Origin of the sequence: Streptomyces sp. TLI_55, assembly GCF_900206255.1 — a bacterium.
Classification (GTDB): domain Bacteria; phylum Actinomycetota; class Actinomycetes; order Streptomycetales; family Streptomycetaceae; genus Streptomyces; species Streptomyces aquilus.
Genome location: NZ_OAOJ01000001.1, coordinates 3,685,581 through 3,703,310 on the forward strand (window position 1 = coordinate 3,685,581; position 17,730 = coordinate 3,703,310).

At 72.8% G+C, this 17,730-nt stretch carries 15 protein-coding genes; 6 read left to right on the top strand and 9 right to left on the bottom strand.

What is annotated here, in order from left to right; genetic code table 11:
* Window positions 1-82 precede the first annotated feature (82 nt).
* Complete coding sequence (gene lepB, locus CRP56_RS16970; RefSeq protein ID WP_097264910.1) at window positions 83-766, top strand: signal peptidase I; 684 nt, start codon at window positions 83-85, stop codon at window positions 764-766.
* A 50-nt stretch (window positions 767-816) separates the two neighbouring features.
* Here lepB and CRP56_RS16975 read toward each other — a convergent pair whose 3' ends face one another.
* The 6 genes from CRP56_RS16975 to CRP56_RS17000 form a co-directional block, all read right to left on the bottom strand.
* Window positions 817-1,800 carry a cation diffusion facilitator family transporter gene (locus tag CRP56_RS16975; RefSeq protein ID WP_097264912.1) on the bottom strand — a complete coding sequence of 328 codons (984 nt, stop codon included), beginning with the start codon at window positions 1,798-1,800 and terminating at the stop codon, window positions 817-819.
* Window positions 1,801-1,928: 128 nt separating this feature from the next.
* The gene (gene manA, locus CRP56_RS16980; protein ID WP_097264914.1) at window positions 1,929-3,080 is read right to left on the bottom strand and encodes a mannose-6-phosphate isomerase, class I; all 1,152 of its coding nucleotides are present in this window, start codon (window positions 3,078-3,080) and stop codon (window positions 1,929-1,931) included.
* Between the two features lie 86 nt (window positions 3,081-3,166).
* A complete protein-coding gene (locus CRP56_RS16985; RefSeq protein ID WP_097264916.1) occupies window positions 3,167-4,297 on the bottom strand; it encodes an SIS domain-containing protein in 1,131 nt (376 codons plus the stop codon).
* A 64-nt stretch (window positions 4,298-4,361) separates the two neighbouring features.
* The gene (locus tag CRP56_RS16990; protein WP_020940431.1) at window positions 4,362-4,532 is read right to left on the bottom strand and encodes a Trm112 family protein; all 171 of its coding nucleotides are present in this window, start codon (window positions 4,530-4,532) and stop codon (window positions 4,362-4,364) included.
* Between the two features lie 241 nt (window positions 4,533-4,773).
* Window positions 4,774-6,138 carry a phosphomannomutase/phosphoglucomutase gene (locus CRP56_RS16995; RefSeq protein ID WP_097264918.1) on the bottom strand — a complete coding sequence of 455 codons (1,365 nt, stop codon included), beginning with the start codon at window positions 6,136-6,138 and terminating at the stop codon, window positions 4,774-4,776.
* Window positions 6,139-6,310: 172 nt separating this feature from the next.
* Window positions 6,311-6,685 carry a DUF3499 domain-containing protein gene (locus CRP56_RS17000; protein ID WP_218877978.1) on the bottom strand — a complete coding sequence of 125 codons (375 nt, stop codon included), beginning with the start codon at window positions 6,683-6,685 and terminating at the stop codon, window positions 6,311-6,313.
* 343 nt (window positions 6,686-7,028) lie between these two features.
* Between CRP56_RS17000 and CRP56_RS17005 the strand changes: the two genes are divergently transcribed.
* A complete protein-coding gene (locus tag CRP56_RS17005) occupies window positions 7,029-7,472 on the top strand; it encodes a metallopeptidase family protein (RefSeq protein ID WP_097264920.1) in 444 nt (147 codons plus the stop codon).
* Window positions 7,473-7,529: 57 nt separating this feature from the next.
* Here the strand turns inward: CRP56_RS17005 and CRP56_RS17010 are convergent, their stop codons facing one another.
* From CRP56_RS17010 to CRP56_RS17020, 3 genes are all read right to left on the bottom strand, one after another.
* The gene (locus tag CRP56_RS17010) at window positions 7,530-9,038 is read right to left on the bottom strand and encodes a DUF5719 family protein (protein ID WP_097264922.1); all 1,509 of its coding nucleotides are present in this window, start codon (window positions 9,036-9,038) and stop codon (window positions 7,530-7,532) included.
* The gene (locus CRP56_RS17015; protein ID WP_097264924.1) at window positions 9,035-12,664 is read right to left on the bottom strand and encodes a glycosyltransferase family 2 protein; all 3,630 of its coding nucleotides are present in this window, start codon (window positions 12,662-12,664) and stop codon (window positions 9,035-9,037) included. Before CRP56_RS17015 ends, CRP56_RS17010 begins: the two co-directional genes overlap by 4 nt.
* Before the next feature lie 193 nt (window positions 12,665-12,857).
* Window positions 12,858-13,121 (bottom strand): WhiB family transcriptional regulator, encoded by a 264-nt coding sequence (locus CRP56_RS17020; RefSeq protein ID WP_055531891.1) that lies wholly within the window; start codon window positions 13,119-13,121, stop codon window positions 12,858-12,860.
* Window positions 13,122-13,730: 609 nt separating this feature from the next.
* Here CRP56_RS17020 and CRP56_RS17025 point away from each other — a divergent pair.
* The 4 genes from CRP56_RS17025 to CRP56_RS17040 all read left to right on the top strand — a co-directional run bounded on the left by CRP56_RS17025 (window position 13,731) and on the right by CRP56_RS17040 (window position 17,638).
* Window positions 13,731-14,225 (top strand): cysteine dioxygenase, encoded by a 495-nt coding sequence (locus CRP56_RS17025; RefSeq protein WP_097264926.1) that lies wholly within the window; start codon window positions 13,731-13,733, stop codon window positions 14,223-14,225.
* 33 nt (window positions 14,226-14,258) lie between these two features.
* Window positions 14,259-15,218, top strand: coding sequence for a 2-phospho-L-lactate transferase (gene cofD, locus CRP56_RS17030; protein WP_097264928.1), 960 nt, complete (start codon window positions 14,259-14,261; stop codon window positions 15,216-15,218).
* Window positions 15,215-16,516, top strand: coding sequence for a coenzyme F420-0:L-glutamate ligase (locus CRP56_RS17035; protein WP_097264930.1), 1,302 nt, complete (start codon window positions 15,215-15,217; stop codon window positions 16,514-16,516). Before cofD ends, CRP56_RS17035 begins: the two co-directional genes overlap by 4 nt.
* A gap of 114 nt (window positions 16,517-16,630) precedes the next feature.
* Window positions 16,631-17,638 (top strand): DNA-3-methyladenine glycosylase family protein, encoded by a 1,008-nt coding sequence (locus CRP56_RS17040; RefSeq protein WP_097264932.1) that lies wholly within the window; start codon window positions 16,631-16,633, stop codon window positions 17,636-17,638.
* Window positions 17,639-17,730: the final 92 nt, after the last annotated feature.

The window sequence follows — 17,730 nt, forward strand, 5'->3', positions numbered from 1 at the left end:
GCCCTTGTCACCCTGGCACCTCCCCTTCACAGACGCCCGCTACGCTCTGCGCGCGCGGAGGGGCCGCAAGGAGAGGAACGCAATGTCCGGCAAGGGGCGAGGGCTGGGGATCGCAGCCATCGTGGTGGGGCTCGTGGGACTGCTGTTGGCGTTGGGGGGTGTCGGCTATACGCGGCACGCGTTCGGTGCCGCCACTGTGTCGAGCGAGAGCATGACGCCGACGTACGGGCCGGGCGACCGGGTGATGTACGAGCGGGTCGACGCGAGCGAGGTGCGGCGCGGGGATGTCGTGATGCTCTCGGCGCCGGACCGGTACCACAGCGACGGTCTGGTGATGCAGCGGGTCATCGGTGTGGGCGGTGACCGGGTGAAGTGCTGCACGGGGGACGGGCCGGGGGCCCGCATCACCGTGAACGGGAAGCCGCTGGAGGAGCCCTACCTGAAGGACGGGGACGTGTACGGCGGGTTCCCCATGCCTTACGACGTGCGGGTGCCCGAGGGGCGGCTGTTTCTGCTGGGCGATCATCGCTCGAGCGCCGCGGACTCACGGGCGTTCCTGGCCGACCACGGTGGGACGCTCCCGGCTTCCGCGATCAAGGGGCGGGTCCTCGACGGCTACACCGCGCCAGGGGTGCTGGGCGCGGCGATCATCGCCGGTGCGGTGCTGGTGCTGGTGGGTGTCGGGCTGGGGATCGCCGCCCTCGTCGTACGGCGCAGGGCGCGGGCCGCTGTGCCGCCTGCGCCGCCGTGGGCGATGCAGGTGTGAGGAGCGAGGAGTGACTGAGGGCCCGCCGGGATCCGGCGGGCCCTTGGTCGTCAGTGTCCGGCCGTGGGCTGCTGGGCCGGGCCCCCGGGTGTGGCCTCGCGGTCGGGGCCCTTGGCGGCCTCGGCCTCGCTGTAGATGTCCGGCTCCAGGTAGATGACCCGGGCGATCGGGACGGCCTCGCGGATGCGGGCCTCGGCCGCGTTGATGGCGTTGGCCACCTCGGTGGCCGTGTCGTCGTGCTGGACGGCGATCTTGGCGGCGACCAGGAGCTCCTCCGGGCCGAGGTGGAGCGTGCGCATGTGGATGATGCCCGTGACGGTGTCGCCGTCGACGATCGCCGTCTCGATCTTCTTGACCTCGTCGGCGCCCGCGGCCTCGCCGAGCAGCAGGGACTTGGTCTCGGCGGCCAGGACGAGCGCGATCAGGATGAGCAGGATGCCGATGCAGAGGGTGCCGATGCCGTCCCAGACGCCGTCGCCGGTGAGCAGGGCCAGGCCGACGCCGCCGAGGGCGAGGACGAGACCGATGAGCGCGCCGAAGTCCTCCAGGAGGACGACGGGCAGTTCGGGCGCCTTGGCGCGGCGGATGAACTGCGACCAGGACAGCGTGCCGCGCAGTTCGTTCGACTCCTTGATGGCCGTCTTGAAGGAGAAGCCCTCGGCGATGATCGCGAAGACGAGGACGCCGACCGGCCAGTACCAGTGCTCGACCTCGTGCGGGTGCTTGATCTTCTCGTAGCCCTCGTAGATGGCGAACATGCCGCCGACCGAGAACAGGACGATGGAGACGAGGAAGGCGTAGATGTAGCGCTCGCGGCCGTAGCCGAACGGGTGCTGCGGGGTGGCCTCGCGCTGGGCCTTCTTGCCGCCGAGGAGGAGCAGGAACTGGTTGCCGGAGTCGGCGAGCGAGTGGACGCCCTCGGCGAGCATCGACGAGGAACCGCTGAACGCGAACGCCACGAACTTCGATGCCGCGATCGCGAGGTTGGCGCCGAGTGCCGCCACGATCGCCTTGGTGCCGCCTGACGCGCTCATGAGTTCGCGTTGTCCCTTCGTACGCCGTGCCGGGCGCGGCGGCCCTTTCCGCCTTTGCCCGTGCTTTGCCGGTGGGCCATTGTTGCAGCCTCGCCGGGTGTCACCTCGTCAGGTGCCCACAGCCCCGGTCATACGATCACAGTTGCCCGGAAGACCGTGCCCGCCCCGGACACCTCGGCCTTCTCGCCCGCCGGGACGAACACCGACTGACCGGGGCTCAGCTCGTGTTCCCCCGCCCGGATCGAGCCGGCCGTGCAGAGCAGGATCTGCGGGGTGGCGCGGGTCAGGTCGTGGGCGGCGCCGCCCTCGGGGAGGACGTAGCGCGACAGCCGGAACTCGTCGATGGGGGTCTCGTAGACCTCCTCGCCGTCGGGGGAGGCCTCCGGGCGCAGCACACCGGGGTCGGCGGCCTCGAAGCGGACGATGCGCAGGAGTTCGGGGACGTCGACGTGCTTGGGGGTCAGGCCGCAGCGCAGGACGTTGTCGGAGTTGGCCATGATCTCGACGCCGAGGCCGCTGAGGTAGGCGTGCGGGATGCCGGCGCCGAGGAAGAGGGCCTCGCCGGGCTGGAGCCGGACGAAGTTCAGCAGCATGGCCGCGATGACGCCCGGGTCGCCCGGGTAGTGGTGGGCGATGTCCGCGTACGGCGCGTACTCGCCACCGAGGCGCGCGCAGGCGGTGGCCGCTTCCGTGACCGTACGGGCCATCTCCTCGGGGTCGGCGCTGAGGACGGCCGTGAGGACCTCGCGCAGGGCGGCGTCCTCGGGGTGGGCGTGCAGCAGGTCGACGTACGGCTTGAGGGAGTCGACGCCGAGGCCGGCCAGCAGCGCGGCGGCCTGGTTCGGGTCGCGGAAGCCGCACAGGCCGTCGAACTCGGTGAGCGCGCAGATGAGTTCGGGCTTGTGGTTGGCGTCCTTGTAGTTGCGGTGCCCGGCGTCCACGGGGATGCCGCGGCGCTCCTCGTCCTCGTAACCCTCCTTCGCCTGCGCGAGGTTGGGGTGCACCTGGAGGGAGAGCGGGGCGCCCGCGGCGAGGATCTTCAGCAGGAAGGGCAGCCGCGGGCCGAACTTCCCGACGGCCGCCGCGCCCAACTCCCCTTCCGGGTCGGCCTCGATGACCTCGACGAGGGTGCCGCGCGCGGTGCGCGAGGGCGCGCCGGGGTGGGCGCCCATCCACATCTCCGCCTGCGGCTCGCCGCTCGGCGCGACGCCCAGGAGCTCGGGGATGGCGGTGGTGGAACCCCAGGCGTAGGGGCGGATGGTGTTGTCGAGGCGGTCCATCGGGTTCTTTCTGTACGACGGTCAGGGCGTCCCGTACGTCGGTCCGTGGGTCGATCCGTACGACGGTCCGGGTGTCCCGGGCATGATCAGGCTCCGGAGGCGAGCGCCAGGTAAACCGCGGCGAAATCCGTGATGGCGATCAGTTCCGCGAGGGTCTCCAGTTCGGCGCCTTCCTCCGGTTCCAGCTCGCTGATCGGGGTGTCGTGACTCAGCGCCAGGTCGCGGGCGGCGGGCGCGGCGGTGAGGCCGCCGAGGGGGCGGTCGCGGAGCAGCACCACGCGCGCGTGGAGCGCGGGAGGCTCCTCCACGCGGTCGCGGAAGAAGTCGTCGGGGTCGGCGCTGGCGGCCAGCGGTCCGGCGAGCAGGGCGCTGTGGGCGGCGAGCGCCTCGGGCAGCTCGGCGACCAGGGCGGGACGGCCGGAGAGCTCGGCGAGCGCGGCGGCGAAACGGCGGCCCGCCGGACCGGCCGAGACGCCCTCCGTCCAGATCACCGGGAGCGCGTCGGCGAGCTCGGCGGCGAGGGTCTTCGCCGGATTGCTGTATGTCGCGATGGCGGGCCCGCAGCGTTCGGCGATGTGGTCGAGCCGGTCGGCGACCTTCTCCAGGACGTCCGGCGCGGCGGCGAGCAGGCCGGTGCGGTCGAGGATCGCGAGGAGCGGGGTGAGCAGCGCCCACAGGACGCCCGGGGCGGACGCGGTGAGCTGCTGTTCGTCCTGTTCGTACGGGGCCGTCGCGAGCGGTACGAAGAGGCCGTGGGCGCCCTCGACCGCTTCGGTGAGCGGGGTGGCGGCGGGGGCCACCGCGACGACCGTGCAGCCGCGGCGGTAGGCCTGGTCGGCGAGGAGGGACAGGCCCGGTTCGGTGCCGTCCGGGGTGGCAATCAGGAGCAGGTCGACCGAGCCGGTCCAGCCGGGGAGCTCCCAGCGCAGGGCGCCCGCGGCGGGGGCGACGCCGGTGGGGGCGAGGCGGATGACGGGGCTGCCGGGGCCGGCGAGCGTGCCGAGGAGGTCGGCGACGCAGATGGCGGCGGCGCCGGGGCCCGCGATGAGGACCGCGCGGGGGCGGCCGTCGGGCTTGAGGTCGTGGACACCGGCCTCGGCGGCGTGCCGGGCCGCGGTGCGGACGCGGGCGCCTGCCTCGGCGGCGCCGCGCAGCAGGCCGCGGCGGTCGGCCTCCGAGAGCGCCTCTGGGGTGTCGAGCAGCGATTCGTCGAGCATGGGCGGGAGACTCCTCCGATCGCCGGGTTCGTCGGTTACGCGCGCGGCCCCGTCGGGCGCGGGGCTACGCGGGGCGGCGGGCCTCGTCGACGAGGAGGACGGGGATGCCGTCGCGGACCGGGTACGCCAGGCCGCAGTCCTGGCCGGTGCAGATCAGCTCGGCGTCCTGCTCCTTGAGAGGGGCGTGGCAGGCCGGGCAGGCGAGGATCTCCAGGAGGCCGGCTTCGAGCGGCATGAGGGGTTCCCTTCGGGGGTGGTACGGCTGCTTGCGCGGATGTGCCTGGTCAGCGTACCGCCGGTGGGAGGTGGGTGCCGGGGTTGTGGATAACCGGGGTCTGGTGCTGGGCGGCGTGATGTGCGGGTAGCGGGGTTTCGCTTGCCCGCGCTTGCGGGGTGCCGCTGCGCCCACCCGTGCCGCCCTGCGGCACGACTGCCCGCAGCTACGTGAGGACACGCGCCACAGCACCCCACCGACCTCACGCCCTGATGATCGCCAACACCTCGTCCCGGACCTTCGTCATCGTCGCCTCGTCCTTCGCCTCCGCGTTCAGGCGCAACAGGGGCTCCGTGTTGGAGGGGCGGACGTTGAACCACCAGTCGGCGGTCGTGATCGTGAGGCCGTCGAGGTTGTCGAGCGTGACGCCCTCCTGGCCCTCGTACGCGGAGCGGATCGCGGCGAGGCGGTCCGCCTGGTCGGCGACCGTGGAGTTGATCTCGCCGGAGCCCGTGTAGCGGTCGTACGCGGCCACGAGGCCGGACAGCGGGCCGTCCTGGCCCCCGAGGGCGGCGAGGACGTGGAGGGCGGCCAGCATGCCGGTGTCGGCGTTCCAGAAGTCCTTGAAGTAGTAGTGCGCGGAGTGCTCGCCGCCGAAGATCGCGCCGGACTTCGCCATCTCGGCCTTGATGAAGGAGTGGCCCACGCGCGTGCGGACCGGGGTGCCGCCGTTCTCCTTGACGACCTCCGGGACCGACCAGGACGTGATCAGGTTGTGGATGATCACGCCCGCGCCGCCGTTCCTGGCCAGCTCGCGCGCGGCCACCAGGGCGGTGATGGCCGACGGGGAGACCGGGTCGCCGTGCTCGTCGACGACGAAGCAGCGGTCGGCGTCGCCGTCGAAGGCGATGCCGAGGTCGGCGGACTCTTCGCGGACGCGCTTCTGCAGGTCCACGAGGTTCGCCGGGTCGAGGGGGTTCGCCTCGTGGTTCGGGAACGTGCCGTCCAGCTCGAAGTACATCGGGACGAGGTCGAGGGGGAGGCCCGCGAAGACCGTCGGGACCGTGTGCCCGCCCATGCCGTTGCCCGCGTCGACGACGACCTTCAGGGGGCGGATCGAGGTCAGGTCGACCAGGCCCCGCAGGTGCGCCGCGTAGTCGTCCAGCGTCTCGCGCTGTGTGATCGTGCCCTGCGTTCCCGCCGGGGCCGGGGCGCCCGTGTCGGTCCAGCGCTCGGCCAGTTCGCGGATCTCGGCGAGCCCGGTGTCCTGGCCGACCGGGGCGGCGCCCGCGCGGCACAGCTTGATGCCGTTGTACTGCGCGGGGTTGTGCGAGGCCGTGAACATGGCGCCGGGCAGGTTCAGCGCGCCGGAGGCGTAGTACAGCTGGTCGGTGGAGCAGAGGCCGATCTCGGTCACGTCGACGCCCTGGGCGGCGGCTCCGCGCGCGAAGGCCCGCGACAGGCCCGGGGACGAGGGCCGCATGTCGTGGCCGATCACGATCGCGCTCGCGTCGACCACCTGCACGAAGGCGGCTCCGAAGAGCTCGGCGAGCGTCTCGTCCCACTGGTCGGGAACGACCCCGCGTACGTCGTAAGCCTTCACGAGCTGTGACAGATCAGCAGCCACTGCCTAACCCCTCCAAAAGTCCTGTCGGTCGCCTCAAACTACCCGCAGCCACCGACAGCCCGCCGTCCGTCCGCTGAGTGGACCCAAGAACGTAACCTCAGGTCAGGACAGCATCCCGACGTGGAACGTGCGTCAAATGCACACGAAAAAGGGGTGGTTGCCGACCGGGAGGTCAGTTGTCCGGCGAGCGCAGCACCCGCAGATGCCCGCGCCGCGCGACCTCCATCGGGTCCGCCGAGCGTCGCCCGCCACCGGCCTGGGCGGCGCGCTCCTGCGGGCGGGCCGCCTCGCGGACCGCGTTGGCAAGCGCTTCCAGGTCGTCGCCGCTGGGGCGGGCGGGGGCCGAACCGTCGAGCAGTCGGACGACCTCCCAGCCGCGCGGGGCGGTGAGGCGCTCGGAGTGCTCGGCACACAGGTCGTAGCAGTGGGGTTCGGCGTAGGTGGCGAGCGGGCCGAGGACCGCGGTCGAGTCGGCGTAGACGTACGTCAGCGTCGCGACGGCGGGGCGGCCGCAAGCGGTGCGCGAACAGCGACGTACAGGGCTCACGACGTTGGACGGTACCGCACTCTTGAGCGGGCCGCGACGACTCTCCCTGAGGTCACTCCACCGTGTCGTGGTGTGAAACGCCCCACACGCCCCTTTGGGCACACCTTGCTGACCTGCACGGACACCGCTTGCCGAGATCTCGAACGACATCGGCTCCGGTCATCACTCCGTACAAACAAGGTCAATTGAGATGAGATCGCCGGTCTCGGAGAGATATGGAATCGAGCCCAACCTTGGCTGGAATGGTCATCCGGCGACATGCCGTGCGAGGTGGCCGAAGAGCCCCCGGGCCCCGCGTGGGCCCCGGGCACCAGGCCTCGCCGGGGACTACGCTTCACCAGTGATGGACAACCCCGTACCGCCCCGTGCCGCCGGCCCCGGGCCCCGCCGACGTGATCGCCACGGCCGGGGCATGCGCGGCCCCATCGCGCCGCCCCAGGTCCCGCTCGCGGCGAGCCGTGCCGAGGCGTTCGCGGATCTGGTGCAGGACTCCGTGGAGCGGCTGGAGCGGCGCTGGCCGCAGCTCGCCGACATCGACTTCCTCGTGCTGGAGGTGCCGCACCTCGACGGCCGGAGCTTCAACGACGAGGCGGTCCCTCTGGGCGGCACGATCGCCGCGCGCGAGGGACGCCCCGCGCGCGTGGTGATCTACCGCCGCCCGGTGGAGATCCGCACCAAGGGCCGCGACGAGCGCGCGGCCCTGGTGCACGAGGTCGTCGTCGAGCAGGTCGCCGAACTCCTCGGGCTGACACCGGAGACGGTCGACCCGCGCTACGGCGAGGACTGAGGGGACTGAGAAGCGCCCCTGCGGCTACTTCTGCAGCACTGAAGCGCCCTTACGGGCTTACTTCTGCAGCACCGACAGGTCCTCGTCCGCCTCCGGCACCGCGACCATCCCCCGGTCGTCCGGCAGCGTCTGCACCGTGAAGCCGGGGATGCCGTCCTCGGTCGCCGCCAGGGTCCGGGCCGCGTAGACCGGGCCGCCCGAGACCGGCTCCACCGTCAGCGCGTACGTGCCCTTCAGGCCGCTCGGCTGGGGAAGTTCGACGTCCTGGGTGGTGCCGCCCTTGATCGTGTACGTCTTCGAGGCCGCCGTGCCGCCGTCGCTGCCCGCCGACGCGGTCACCTTGACCTGCGCGGTGCCGCTGGGCGCCACGAGGGACAGGGTGGTGCCCTTGGCGCTGTTGTCGGCGGCCGTCGCGCGAGTGCCGACCGGGCGGGTGGCCGGGATGAACGCCGTCTCCTGCTTGTCGCCCTTGCCGCGGGTGACCCGCAGCGCGGCCACCACCGGCACGGAGTCGCCGGTCGGCGTCAGGACCAGCGAACCGGCCTCTCCGCGCGTGACGGCGCCCAGGTCGACCGCGGTGGTCATGCCCGCCTTGACGTGCAGCGTCTCGTTGCCGGCCGGGGTGATCGATCCGGACGGCGAGGCGAGGCGCACCTTCAGGTCGGCGTCCTCGTCGCCGGGCGCGAAGGCGACCAGGCGCACGGCGGTGGCGTCCTTGGGGATGCCCGGCAGGACCAGGCTGCCCGCCGGGTCCGTGGACGCGGCCAGCCAGTCGCCGCCGATCTTGTCGTCGAGGGCCTGCACGGCGGCGCCGACGCGGCCGCTGCGGACGTTGACGTGCACGGTGAGGTTGGTCTGCTTCTCGCCGGTGAGGGTGGACAGCAGGATCGGCTCGCTGGACCTCGGCGGGACGGTGATGTCCTCGCCGGCCGTGGTCGCCACGGCGCCGTCCTTGCCGTACAGCTCGATGTCGACGACGGCCGCGGAGTCGTCGGGGTTGGTCAGGTGCACGTAGTCGGTGCGGTCGGCGGCGGTGCTGGCGCCGGGGAACCAGAACGCGGTGTCGGCGGCGGAGCAGTTGACGCCCTGGAGGCCGCGTCCGGTGCCCGCGGCGACCTCGGTGGTCTCCTGCACGGTCCAGCCGGGCGCGAACCGGCCCTCGGCGGTGCCGATGAGCGCCGGCGAGTCGCCGCCGGAGGTGTCCTCGGTGTCGGGCGTGCCGGGCTCCTTGGCGGAGAGGACCGGCTTGTCGGCCTTCTTGTCGCCGGCTTTCTTGCCGCCGGTCTTCTTGTCGCCGCTCTCCGACTCCTTTGCCGTGGTGACGAGTTCGGCCTTGCCGTCGCTGCCCGTGCCCTTGGTGACGGGCGTGAACGACGTGTAGGACGTGTCGGCGATGTCGGAGAGGCTGGGGCTCGGGCAGAGCAGGCTGGTGCGCTCCACGGGCAGCTCGGCGGCCGCCTTGGCGGTGTCCGTGCCGGACGCGTCGGGCGCACTGAGCGAGGCGAAGCCGGTGACGGCGGCGAGAGCGGTCGCACAGGCGATCAGGGACACGGTCGTGCGGTTCACTGCTGGCTCCCGTCGGGACGCTCGCCGCCGTGCTGGTGCGGCTGCGCCGGGTCGTACGTCGCGTCGTAACCCTGGTCGTACGGCTGCCCGTACTGGTCGTACGACGGTTGCTGCGCCTGGCCTCCGTAGGCGTACGGGTCGTACTGGCCGCCCTGGTACGGGTCCGCGTAGCCCTGCTGGTCGTAGCCGCCCGTCGGGTACTGCTGGGCGGGCTGGTACTGGTCATTGGCGTAGGCGTCGTAGCCGGCGCCCTGGTAGGCCGACTGGTCCCAGTCGCCGTAGGACTGCTGCTGGGGGACCGGGACCGGGGTCTCCTCCGAAGGAGGAGACGTGGGGTCGTCGCCCTGGGCGGCTTCCTCGGCCTGGGCGCGGAGGCGGCGGGCGCGGCGGCCCTCGCCGTCGGTTGCCTGGGCGGGGATCGCCCGCTCCTCCTCGGGGAGGTCGTCGTCGATGTCGCGGCGGCGGCCGGGCAGGGCCAGCACCACGAGGACGACGGCGAGGGCGCCCTGGGTCCACAGCCAGGCGGTGTGGGTGATCGGTTCGTCGTAGACGACGTCGAGCTTGCCGCCGGAGGCGGGGAGTTCGAAGCCCTGGGCCCAGCCGTCGACCGTGGTCGGGGTGAGCGGCCTGCCGTCCAGGGTGGCCGTCCAGCCCTCGGCGGCGGTGTCGGCGAGGCGCAGGGTGCGGCCGTCGGCGCCGGACGGGATCGTGGTGTGGATCTCGACGGGTCCCGCGGCGACGAGCGTCGGGGCGCCGGAGCCGCCGACGATGGTGGCGCGGGCGACGTCCTGGTCGACGCGCCACAGGGCGCTGCCGTGCTGCTGGCTCAGCCGGGACAGGCCCGGGGTGGCGTCCAGGACGCGGGTCACCTCGCGCGAGGCGCCCTTGTGGACGAGGACGTAGCGCACCGCGAACTTGCCGAGCTGGTCGGCCTGGTCGGCGCCGGAGCCGGCGACGAGGTTGGCGACGACCTTGTCGAGCGCGGTGTTCTCACCGCTCGCGGCGGCGAGTTCGGCGTCGCCGAGGCGGGCGCCCGAGCCGCGGACCAGCATGTAGCCGACGTGGGCGGCGGAGTCGCTGTCGAGTACGAGGGTGCGGGCCCGGTCGCGGTTGTTGCCGTCCTCGGCGACGAACGCGGGCACCTGCACCGGGTCGCGGCGCTCCAGGGGGCCGTCGGCGCCGCCGATCATCCAGCCGGCGGCGACGAGCAGCGGGCCCGCCGCGGCGGCGAAGGCGATCAGCGCGGCGACCGGCTGGCGCCAGCCGAAGCTCTGCTCGGCCACCCGCGCGCGGGCGCCGTCGGCGCCGAGCACGGCGGCGGCCAGGAGGGCGAGGCCGTAGACGAGGGTGGCGGGGCCCGCCCAGGTGGAGTTGTTGGACAGGACGGCGAAGACGAGGCCCACGAGGGCGACCGCCCAGGCCGTCCAGATGCCGGACTGGCGCTCCGAGCGCAGCAGGGCGGCCAGCGCGGCCAGGACGACGCCGATCAGCATCAGTCCGCTGACCGTGCCGGGGCCGCCGGGGCTGGCGCCGAGCAGGTCGGTGGCGGAGGCGGCCGAGGAGCCGTACTCCAGACCGGCCTCCTCGAAGAAGCCGAACGGGAGGAGGGTCAGCGACCAGGGCGCGAGGATCAGCAGCGGGGTGCCGAGCTGGGCCAGGAAGCGCAGGCCGTAGGCGGTGATGTCGGTGCGGCGCACGGCCAGCACGCCGAGTCCGAGCAGCAGCGCGATCGGCCAGACGATCGGCGTGAACGCGGTGGTGATCGTCAGGAGCAGGGCGTACGCCCAGGTGGCGCGCCAGCTGCCGCGCGCGTCGGACGTGATCGCGAGGCCGCTGGCGGCGATGCCCGCGCGCGCGATGAGCGGCAGCAGGATCGCCAGGACGGCGGTGCCGAGGCGGCCGCCGGCGAGGGCACCGGTGGCGGCGGGCAGGAAGGCGTAGACGACGGCCGCCCACGCGCGCAGCAGCCGCGACTCGACCAAGGGCCGGGAGGCGAAGTACGCGGTGAAGCCGGCCAGCGGCACCGAGCAGACGAGCAGGACGGTGACCGCGAGCCCGGTCGAGCCGAACAGCACGGAGGCGAGCATCGCCACGATCGCCAGGTAGGGCGGCGCGGAGGAGGTGCCGCCGGCGCCCACGCCGTGCCAGGCGTCGAGGTAACGGGACCACAGCTCGGCGGAGTCGGCCGGGGCGGGCAGCAGGGCGCCGCCCGTGAGCGCGCCGCCGCCGAGGAGTTCACGGCAGGCGACGAGCGAGACGAGCAGCAGCACCAGGAACAGCACCGGCCCGGGCTTGCGGGCGATGCGCTTCACGCGCGCGAACTGCTCGATCTCCAGGAAGTCGGCGTCGTCGCCGCCGGGCCCGGACTCGACCGCGCCGCCATGGCGTCCGGCGCCCGAGGTCGCCTCGGGGTCGGAGCTGCCGAAGAAGCTGCCGGCGGCCTGCTCGACGGTGGCCCGCACGGTCGCGCCGGGCGGCGGGAACAGCGGGCGCAGCTCGTCCTTGTCGACCACCGAGGTGCCGCGCCTGCGGCGCCCGGCGATGATCCGCTCGGGCCGCAGCAGGGTGCCGAGCAGACCGCGGATCTCGTCGAGGGCCTGTCCGGGGACCTTGCCGACGAGATAGGCGACCGTCCTGAGCACGGTGCCGACGACGAGCCGGATCAGCACCCAGGGCAGCACGGCCGTACGGCTGTTGACGAGCAGGGTGTAGGCGGCGCCCGCCTTGTCGACCTTGTGCGGGGAGGCCGCGGTGCGGCCCACGCAGTCGACGGCGCGGCGCTCGCGCGAGGCCGCCTCCGCGTGCCGTACGACCGCCTCGGGGGCGATCAGGACGCGGTGGCCGGCGGCGGTGGCGCGCCAGCACAGGTCGACGTCGTCACGCATCAGGGGCAGGTGCCGGTCGAAGCCGCCGAGTTCCTCGAAGACGTCGCGCCGCACGAGCATGCCGGCGGTGGAGACGGAGAGGACGGGCCGGACGTGGTCGTGCTGGCCCTGGTCCTGTTCGCGGCGGTCGAGGCCGGTCCAGCGGCGTCCGGAGTGGGCGATGGTGACGCCGACCTCCAGGAGCTGCCGTTTGTCGTACCAGCCGCGGAGCTTGGGGCCGACGACCGCCACGTCGTCGCGGCCGAGCTCCAGTTCCTGGTCGACGACGCGCAGCAGCTGGGCGAGGGCGTCGGGTTCGGGGGCGCAGTCGTCGTGCAGCAGCCACAGCCACTGGACCGGCTCGCCGTGCGGCAGCTCGGGCAGGTCGTAGGCGTCGTCGCGCCAGGTGCGCGTGACCGGGTCCCAGCCGCTGGGCCGCTTCAGGTACGGCAGTTCGTCCGGGGTGAGGACGGGCGCGGTGCGGTTGGCCTCCTCGACGGCCTGGCCGAAGCCGGTGCGGCGCGCGAGATGCAGCACCCGGTCGGCGCCGAGGGCGTCGGTGACCAGCTGCGCGGAGGTGTCGGCGCTGCCGGTGTCGGCGGCCATGGCGAACTGGACGGGGCGCTCCTGGCCGAGCAGCCCGGCGAGCGCGTCGGGCAGCCAGCGGGCGCCGTCATGCGAGACGAGGACCGCGGTCACCACATGACGCGGGAACTCAGGAGTGGCAGCGTCGTGAGCTGCCGTGTGGCTGTGCACGGACATCGAGGTACGGGCCCCGGTTCGGTGGACTGCGGTGGACGCCTGTGCCCCGAGGGGGCAGCGGGGCGTCTCGGACGAGCGACCACACTATCGGCTGGGCATGACGACGGCCCGCCGCCTGTGGACAACCCACCTGCGACGGGCCGTAAGTCCCGTATGTACGTGCGGATGCGGCCCCTTGACGGACCCGCTCGGTTCAGATCGCGGCCTTCTTCAGGCGGCGCCGCTCGCGTTCGGACAGGCCGCCCCAGATGCCGAAGCGCTCGTCGTTGGCGAGGGCGTACTCGAGGCACTCGGAGCGGACCTCACAAGCCAGGCAGACCTTCTTGGCCTCACGGGTGGAGCCACCCTTCTCGGGGAAGAAGGACTCGGGGTCGGTCTGGGCGCACAGCGCGCGCTCCTGCCAGCCGAGTTCCTCGTCCGCGTCGTCGACCAGCAGTTGCTGCACCGTCTCGGTCATGTGCGCCCCTCGTCTGTCTTTCGCGTCCCCGTGATGTAGCCGTTACCGATGTCGGCTGAACGACACGAGTGAAATTACAAGTGTGCTGCTCCGGGCGAGTCAAGCCGAGATCTGCTATTGGGCCCCTTATTCACTCTGCGGAACCAAGGCCTAGCGGAAAGTGTTCAAATCGCCATAAACCTTGACAAGCAGAAGGGGTCCGCGGGGTCGTCCGACCCGTGCAGGACCTGTACGGAGAAGGACGCCCAGGAGCTCGTTCCCGTTCCGTGCGCGCCGGTTGTGCGCCATGTGTCCCGGTAGCCCCGTGAACAAACCTTTCACCTCACAGATGAACCGGATGAGGTGAAACCGGTCCCACATGCCGGTGTCGAGTTGACAGTGGGGGTGTGAACCGCTGTCCTTGTGGGCATGCTCGCGAACTTGGCACTCACCTCGACCCGCACCGCCGGGTCCCACGGTGCTGCCCGCGCTCGCTGTTGCTGTTGCTGTCACAGCTGTTGAGCCCGGTGAACGACACCCGCTCCAGCTGAAGGCCGAATCCCCCGGGACTCGGCCTTTCTCGTTCCCTCTGTCTGACTGACCTTCTTTCACTGAGGAACCACCGCATCCATGAACAGCGACAACGACCTCCAGATCGCCGGCGACATCCTCGAGGTCCCCCACCTGCTCCAGGCCCCGCGCGAGCACCCGGTCACCGTCGCGGAGTTCGTCGGCATGGCCCGCTCCATCGCCGCCGACCGCTCGCAGTGGGAGCACTTGGTGGAGTACGACGCCACGTCGCGCTGGTACCACCGGCTGCGCACCGGCCCCGGCTACGAGGTCTGGCTGCTGTCCTGGGTGCCCGGTCAGGGCAGCGGGCTGCACGACCACGGCCGCTCCTCCGGCGTGCTGACCGTGCTGGACGGCGAGCTGACCGAGCGCACCGACCGCGGCACGCGCGCGTTGGCCGCCGGCACCCAGCGGGTGTTCGCGCCGGGCTATGTGCACGAGGTCGTCAACGACGCGCTGGAACCGGCGGTCAGCCTGCACGTCTACTACCCGGGCCTGACCGAGATGCCGATGCACACCTCCCACGCCTGCACGGCACGTCCGGTGACTGCCTGACGCGTTGTCGTACCCGCCTGCAAGACTTGCCCCATGCGAATCGTGGTTCTGGCAGGCGGCATCGGCGGTGCCCGTTTCCTGCGCGGTCTCAAGCAGGCCGTGCCGGACGCGGACATCACGGTCATCGGCAACACCGGCGACGACATCCACCTCTTCGGACTGAAGGTCTGCCCGGACCTCGACACGGTGATGTACACGCTCGGCGGCGGCATCAACGAGGAACAGGGCTGGGGCCGGGCCGACGAGACCTTCCACCTCAAGGAGGAGCTCGCGGCGTACGGCGTCGGGCCCGAGTGGTTCGGACTCGGCGACCGGGACTTCGCCACGCACATCGTGCGGACGCAGATGATCGGCGCCGGGTACCCGCTCAGCGCGGTCACCGAAGCGCTCTGCGACCGGTGGAAGCCGGGCGTGAAGCTGATCCCCATGTCCGACGACCGCGTGGAGACCCATGTCGCCGTCGAGGTGGACGGCGAGCGCAAGGCGGTCCACTTCCAGGAGTACTGGGTACGGCTGCGCGCCTCGGTCCCCGCGGAGGCGATCGTGCCGGTCGGCGCCGAGCAGGCGAAGCCCGCGCCCGGCGTCCTGGAAGCGATCGCCGCGGCCGACGTCATCCTCTTCCCGCCGTCCAACCCGGTCGTCTCGGTCGGCACGATCCTGGCCGTGCCCGGTATCCGCGAGGCGATCGCCGAGGCGGGCGTCCCCGTCGTCGGCCTCTCCCCCATCGTCGGGGACGCGCCCGTGCGCGGGATGGCCGACAAGGTGCTGGCGGCGGTGGGCGTGGAGTCGACGGCCGCGGCGGTGGCCGAGCACTACGGCTCGGGGCTGCTGGACGGCTGGCTCGTCGACACCGTCGACGCGGCCTCCGTGGAGCGCGTCGAGGCGGCCGGCATCCGCTGCCGGGCCGTGCCGCTGATGATGACGGACCTCGACGCGAGCGCGCAGATGGCCCGCGAGGCGCTGGCGCTGGCGGAGGAGGTCCGGGTCCGATGAGTACGGCTGGCTTCCGCGCGTGGGCCGTGCCCGGGCTGCCCGAGATCGCGGCCGGGGACGATCTCGCCAAGCTCATCGCCGCCGCCGAGCCCGGCCTCGCCGACGGTGACGTGCTGCTCGTCACCTCGAAGATCGTCTCCAAGGCGGAGGGCCGGATCGTCGAGGCGGCCGACCGGGAGGCGGCGATCGACGCCGAGACGGTCCGCGTGGTGGCCCGGCGCGGTGCGCTGCGGATCGTCGAGAACCGGCAGGGACTGATCATGGCCGCGGCCGGCGTCGACGCCTCCAACACCCCGGCCGGGACGGTCCTGCTGCTGCCCGAGGACCCGGACGCCTCCGCGCGCGCGATCCGCGAGGGCCTGCGGGAGCTGCTCGGGGTCGACGTCGGCGTGATCGTCACCGACACCTTCGGGCGGCCCTGGCGCGCGGGGCTCACGGACGTGGCGATCGGCGCCTCCGGGGTGCGGGTCCTCGACGACCTGCGCGGGGGCACGGACGCGTACGGCAATCCGCTCAGCGCCACCGTCGTCGCCACGGCCGACGAACTGGCCGCGGCCGGTGACCTGGTCAAGGGCAAGGCCGCCGGGCTGCCCGTCGCCGTGGTGCGCGGGCTGCCGCACGTGCTCTCCGACGGGCACGGGGAGGGGGCGGGCGCCATGGTGCGCGGCGCGCGCGACGACATGTTCCGGCTGGGCACCTCCGAGGCGGTCCGACTGGCGGTGACCCAGCGGCGTACGGTCCGGGCCTTCACCGACGAGCCGGTCGACGGGGGTGCCGTGCGGCGGGCCGTCGCCGCGGCGGTGACCGCACCGGCGCCGCATCACACGACGCCGTGGCGTTTCGTGCTGCTGGAGTCCGAGGCCTCGCGGACCGAGCTGCTGGACGCGATGCGGGACGCGTGGATCGCGGATCTGCGGCGGGACGGCAAGACCGAGGAGTCGATCGCCAAGCGGGTGCGGCGCGGGGACGTGCTGCGCAACGCGCCCTATCTGGTGGTGCCGTGTCTCGTCATGGACGGTTCGCACACCTACGGCGATCCGCGGCGGGACGGGGCCGAGCGGGAGATGTTCGTCGTCGCGGCCGGGGCCGGGGTGCAGAACTTCCTCGTCGCGCTGGCCGGGGAGCGGCTGGGGTCGGCGTGGGTGTCGTCGACGATGTTCTGCCGGGACGTGGTCCGCGAGGTGCTGGGGCTGCCGGAGGACTGGGATCCGATGGGGGCCGTGGCGGTCGGGCATCCGGCGGAGGAGCCGAAGGCCCGGGCGGAGCGGGATGCGGGGATGTTCATCGAGGTGCGGTGACGCGTTGCGGTGACTCGGGGGTGCGGGCGGCTTCCGTCCCCCTACTCTCGTAGGACCCTTCTACTCTCGTAGGGCCCTGTTCTTTCGGCTTTCGGCTTTCCCGGGACTTCATTCGTGGCTGGACGGTTCGCTCCGCGGCCCACGCGTACGACGGTGCGCGGTGGGCATGTCGCCGTGCCGGGAGGCGTGCCGCGGCCCGCTCCCGCGCCAGGGCGGGTGCGGACGTTCGTGCCGGAGTGGCCGTTGGATCTCGGGCTGGTGCTCGGGCCGTTGCGGCGCGGGCCCGCCGATCCGACGTTCCGGGCGATGCCCGACGGGTCGGTGTGGCGGGCCAGTCTGACGCCGGCCGGGCCGGGGACCCTGCGGGTCGCCGCGCGGCGTGACGGAGAGGTGCGCGGGGAGGCGTGGGGGCCGGGGGCGGAGTGGTTGCTCGACCGGTTGCCCGAGCTGCTCGGGGCCGCCGACGATCCGTCTCTCTTCGTGCCGCGGCACCGGTTGCTGGCGGCGACCCGGCATCGGCGGCCGGGGTTGCGGCTGACGCGGACCGGGCTGGTGCTGGAGTCCTTGATCCCGTCGATCCTGGAGCAGAAGGTCACGACCGACGAGGCGTACCGGGCGTGGCGGTCGCTGGTGCGGAAGTTCGGGGAGCCGGCGCCGGGGCCCGCGGCCGGGGGGCGGCTGTGGGTGATGCCGGCGCCGCGGACGTGGGCGTTGATCCCGTCGTGGGAGTGGCATCGGGCCGGCGTCGACAACAAGCGGGCGTCCACGATCCTGCGGGCCGTGCGGGTCGCCGCGCGGCTGGAGCAGGCGGTGGGCATGTCCGCGGCGGAGGCTCAGGCGCGGTTGGAGGTTGTGCCGGGGGTGGGGCCGTGGACGTCCGCCGAGGTGGTGCAGCGCAGTCATGGGGCGGCGGACGCGGTGACCGTGGGGGATCTGCATCTGCCGGGGATCGTGGGATGGGCGCTGGCGGGGGACCGGGACGCGGATGACGAGGCGATGCTGTCGCTGCTGGAGCCCTATGCGGGGCAGCGGCACCGGGCGGCTCGGCTGATCCTGCTGAGCGGGCGGACGCCGGCGCGGCGGGCGCCGCGGATGCCTCGGGGAGACATCGGGCGGTTGTGACGGGGGCGGGCGGCAGGGGACCGGGAGACGGTGTCCGATCCCCTGCCGATGGAGCGGCAATCAGGAGACCGGCCCCGATCCCCTGCCGCTGG

Coding starts and splice junctions, on each gene's coding strand:
- lepB (WP_097264910.1), top strand. CDS start 83: ATGTCCGGCAAGGGGCGAGGGCTGGGGATCGCAGCCATCGTGGTGGGG.
- CRP56_RS16975 (WP_097264912.1), bottom strand. CDS start 1,800: ATGAGCGCGTCAGGCGGCACCAAGGCGATCGTGGCGGCACTCGGCGCC.
- manA (WP_097264914.1), bottom strand. CDS start 3,080: ATGGACCGCCTCGACAACACCATCCGCCCCTACGCCTGGGGTTCCACC.
- CRP56_RS16985 (WP_097264916.1), bottom strand. CDS start 4,297: ATGCTCGACGAATCGCTGCTCGACACCCCAGAGGCGCTCTCGGAGGCC.
- CRP56_RS16990 (WP_020940431.1), bottom strand. CDS start 4,532: ATGCCGCTCGAAGCCGGCCTCCTGGAGATCCTCGCCTGCCCGGCCTGC.
- CRP56_RS17005 (WP_097264920.1), top strand. CDS start 7,029: ATGGACAACCCCGTACCGCCCCGTGCCGCCGGCCCCGGGCCCCGCCGA.
- CRP56_RS17015 (WP_097264924.1), bottom strand. CDS start 12,664: ATGTCCGTGCACAGCCACACGGCAGCTCACGACGCTGCCACTCCTGAG.
- CRP56_RS17020 (WP_055531891.1), bottom strand. CDS start 13,121: ATGACCGAGACGGTGCAGCAACTGCTGGTCGACGACGCGGACGAGGAA.
- CRP56_RS17025 (WP_097264926.1), top strand. CDS start 13,731: ATGAACAGCGACAACGACCTCCAGATCGCCGGCGACATCCTCGAGGTC.
- cofD (WP_097264928.1), top strand. CDS start 14,259: ATGCGAATCGTGGTTCTGGCAGGCGGCATCGGCGGTGCCCGTTTCCTG.
- CRP56_RS17035 (WP_097264930.1), top strand. CDS start 15,215: ATGAGTACGGCTGGCTTCCGCGCGTGGGCCGTGCCCGGGCTGCCCGAG.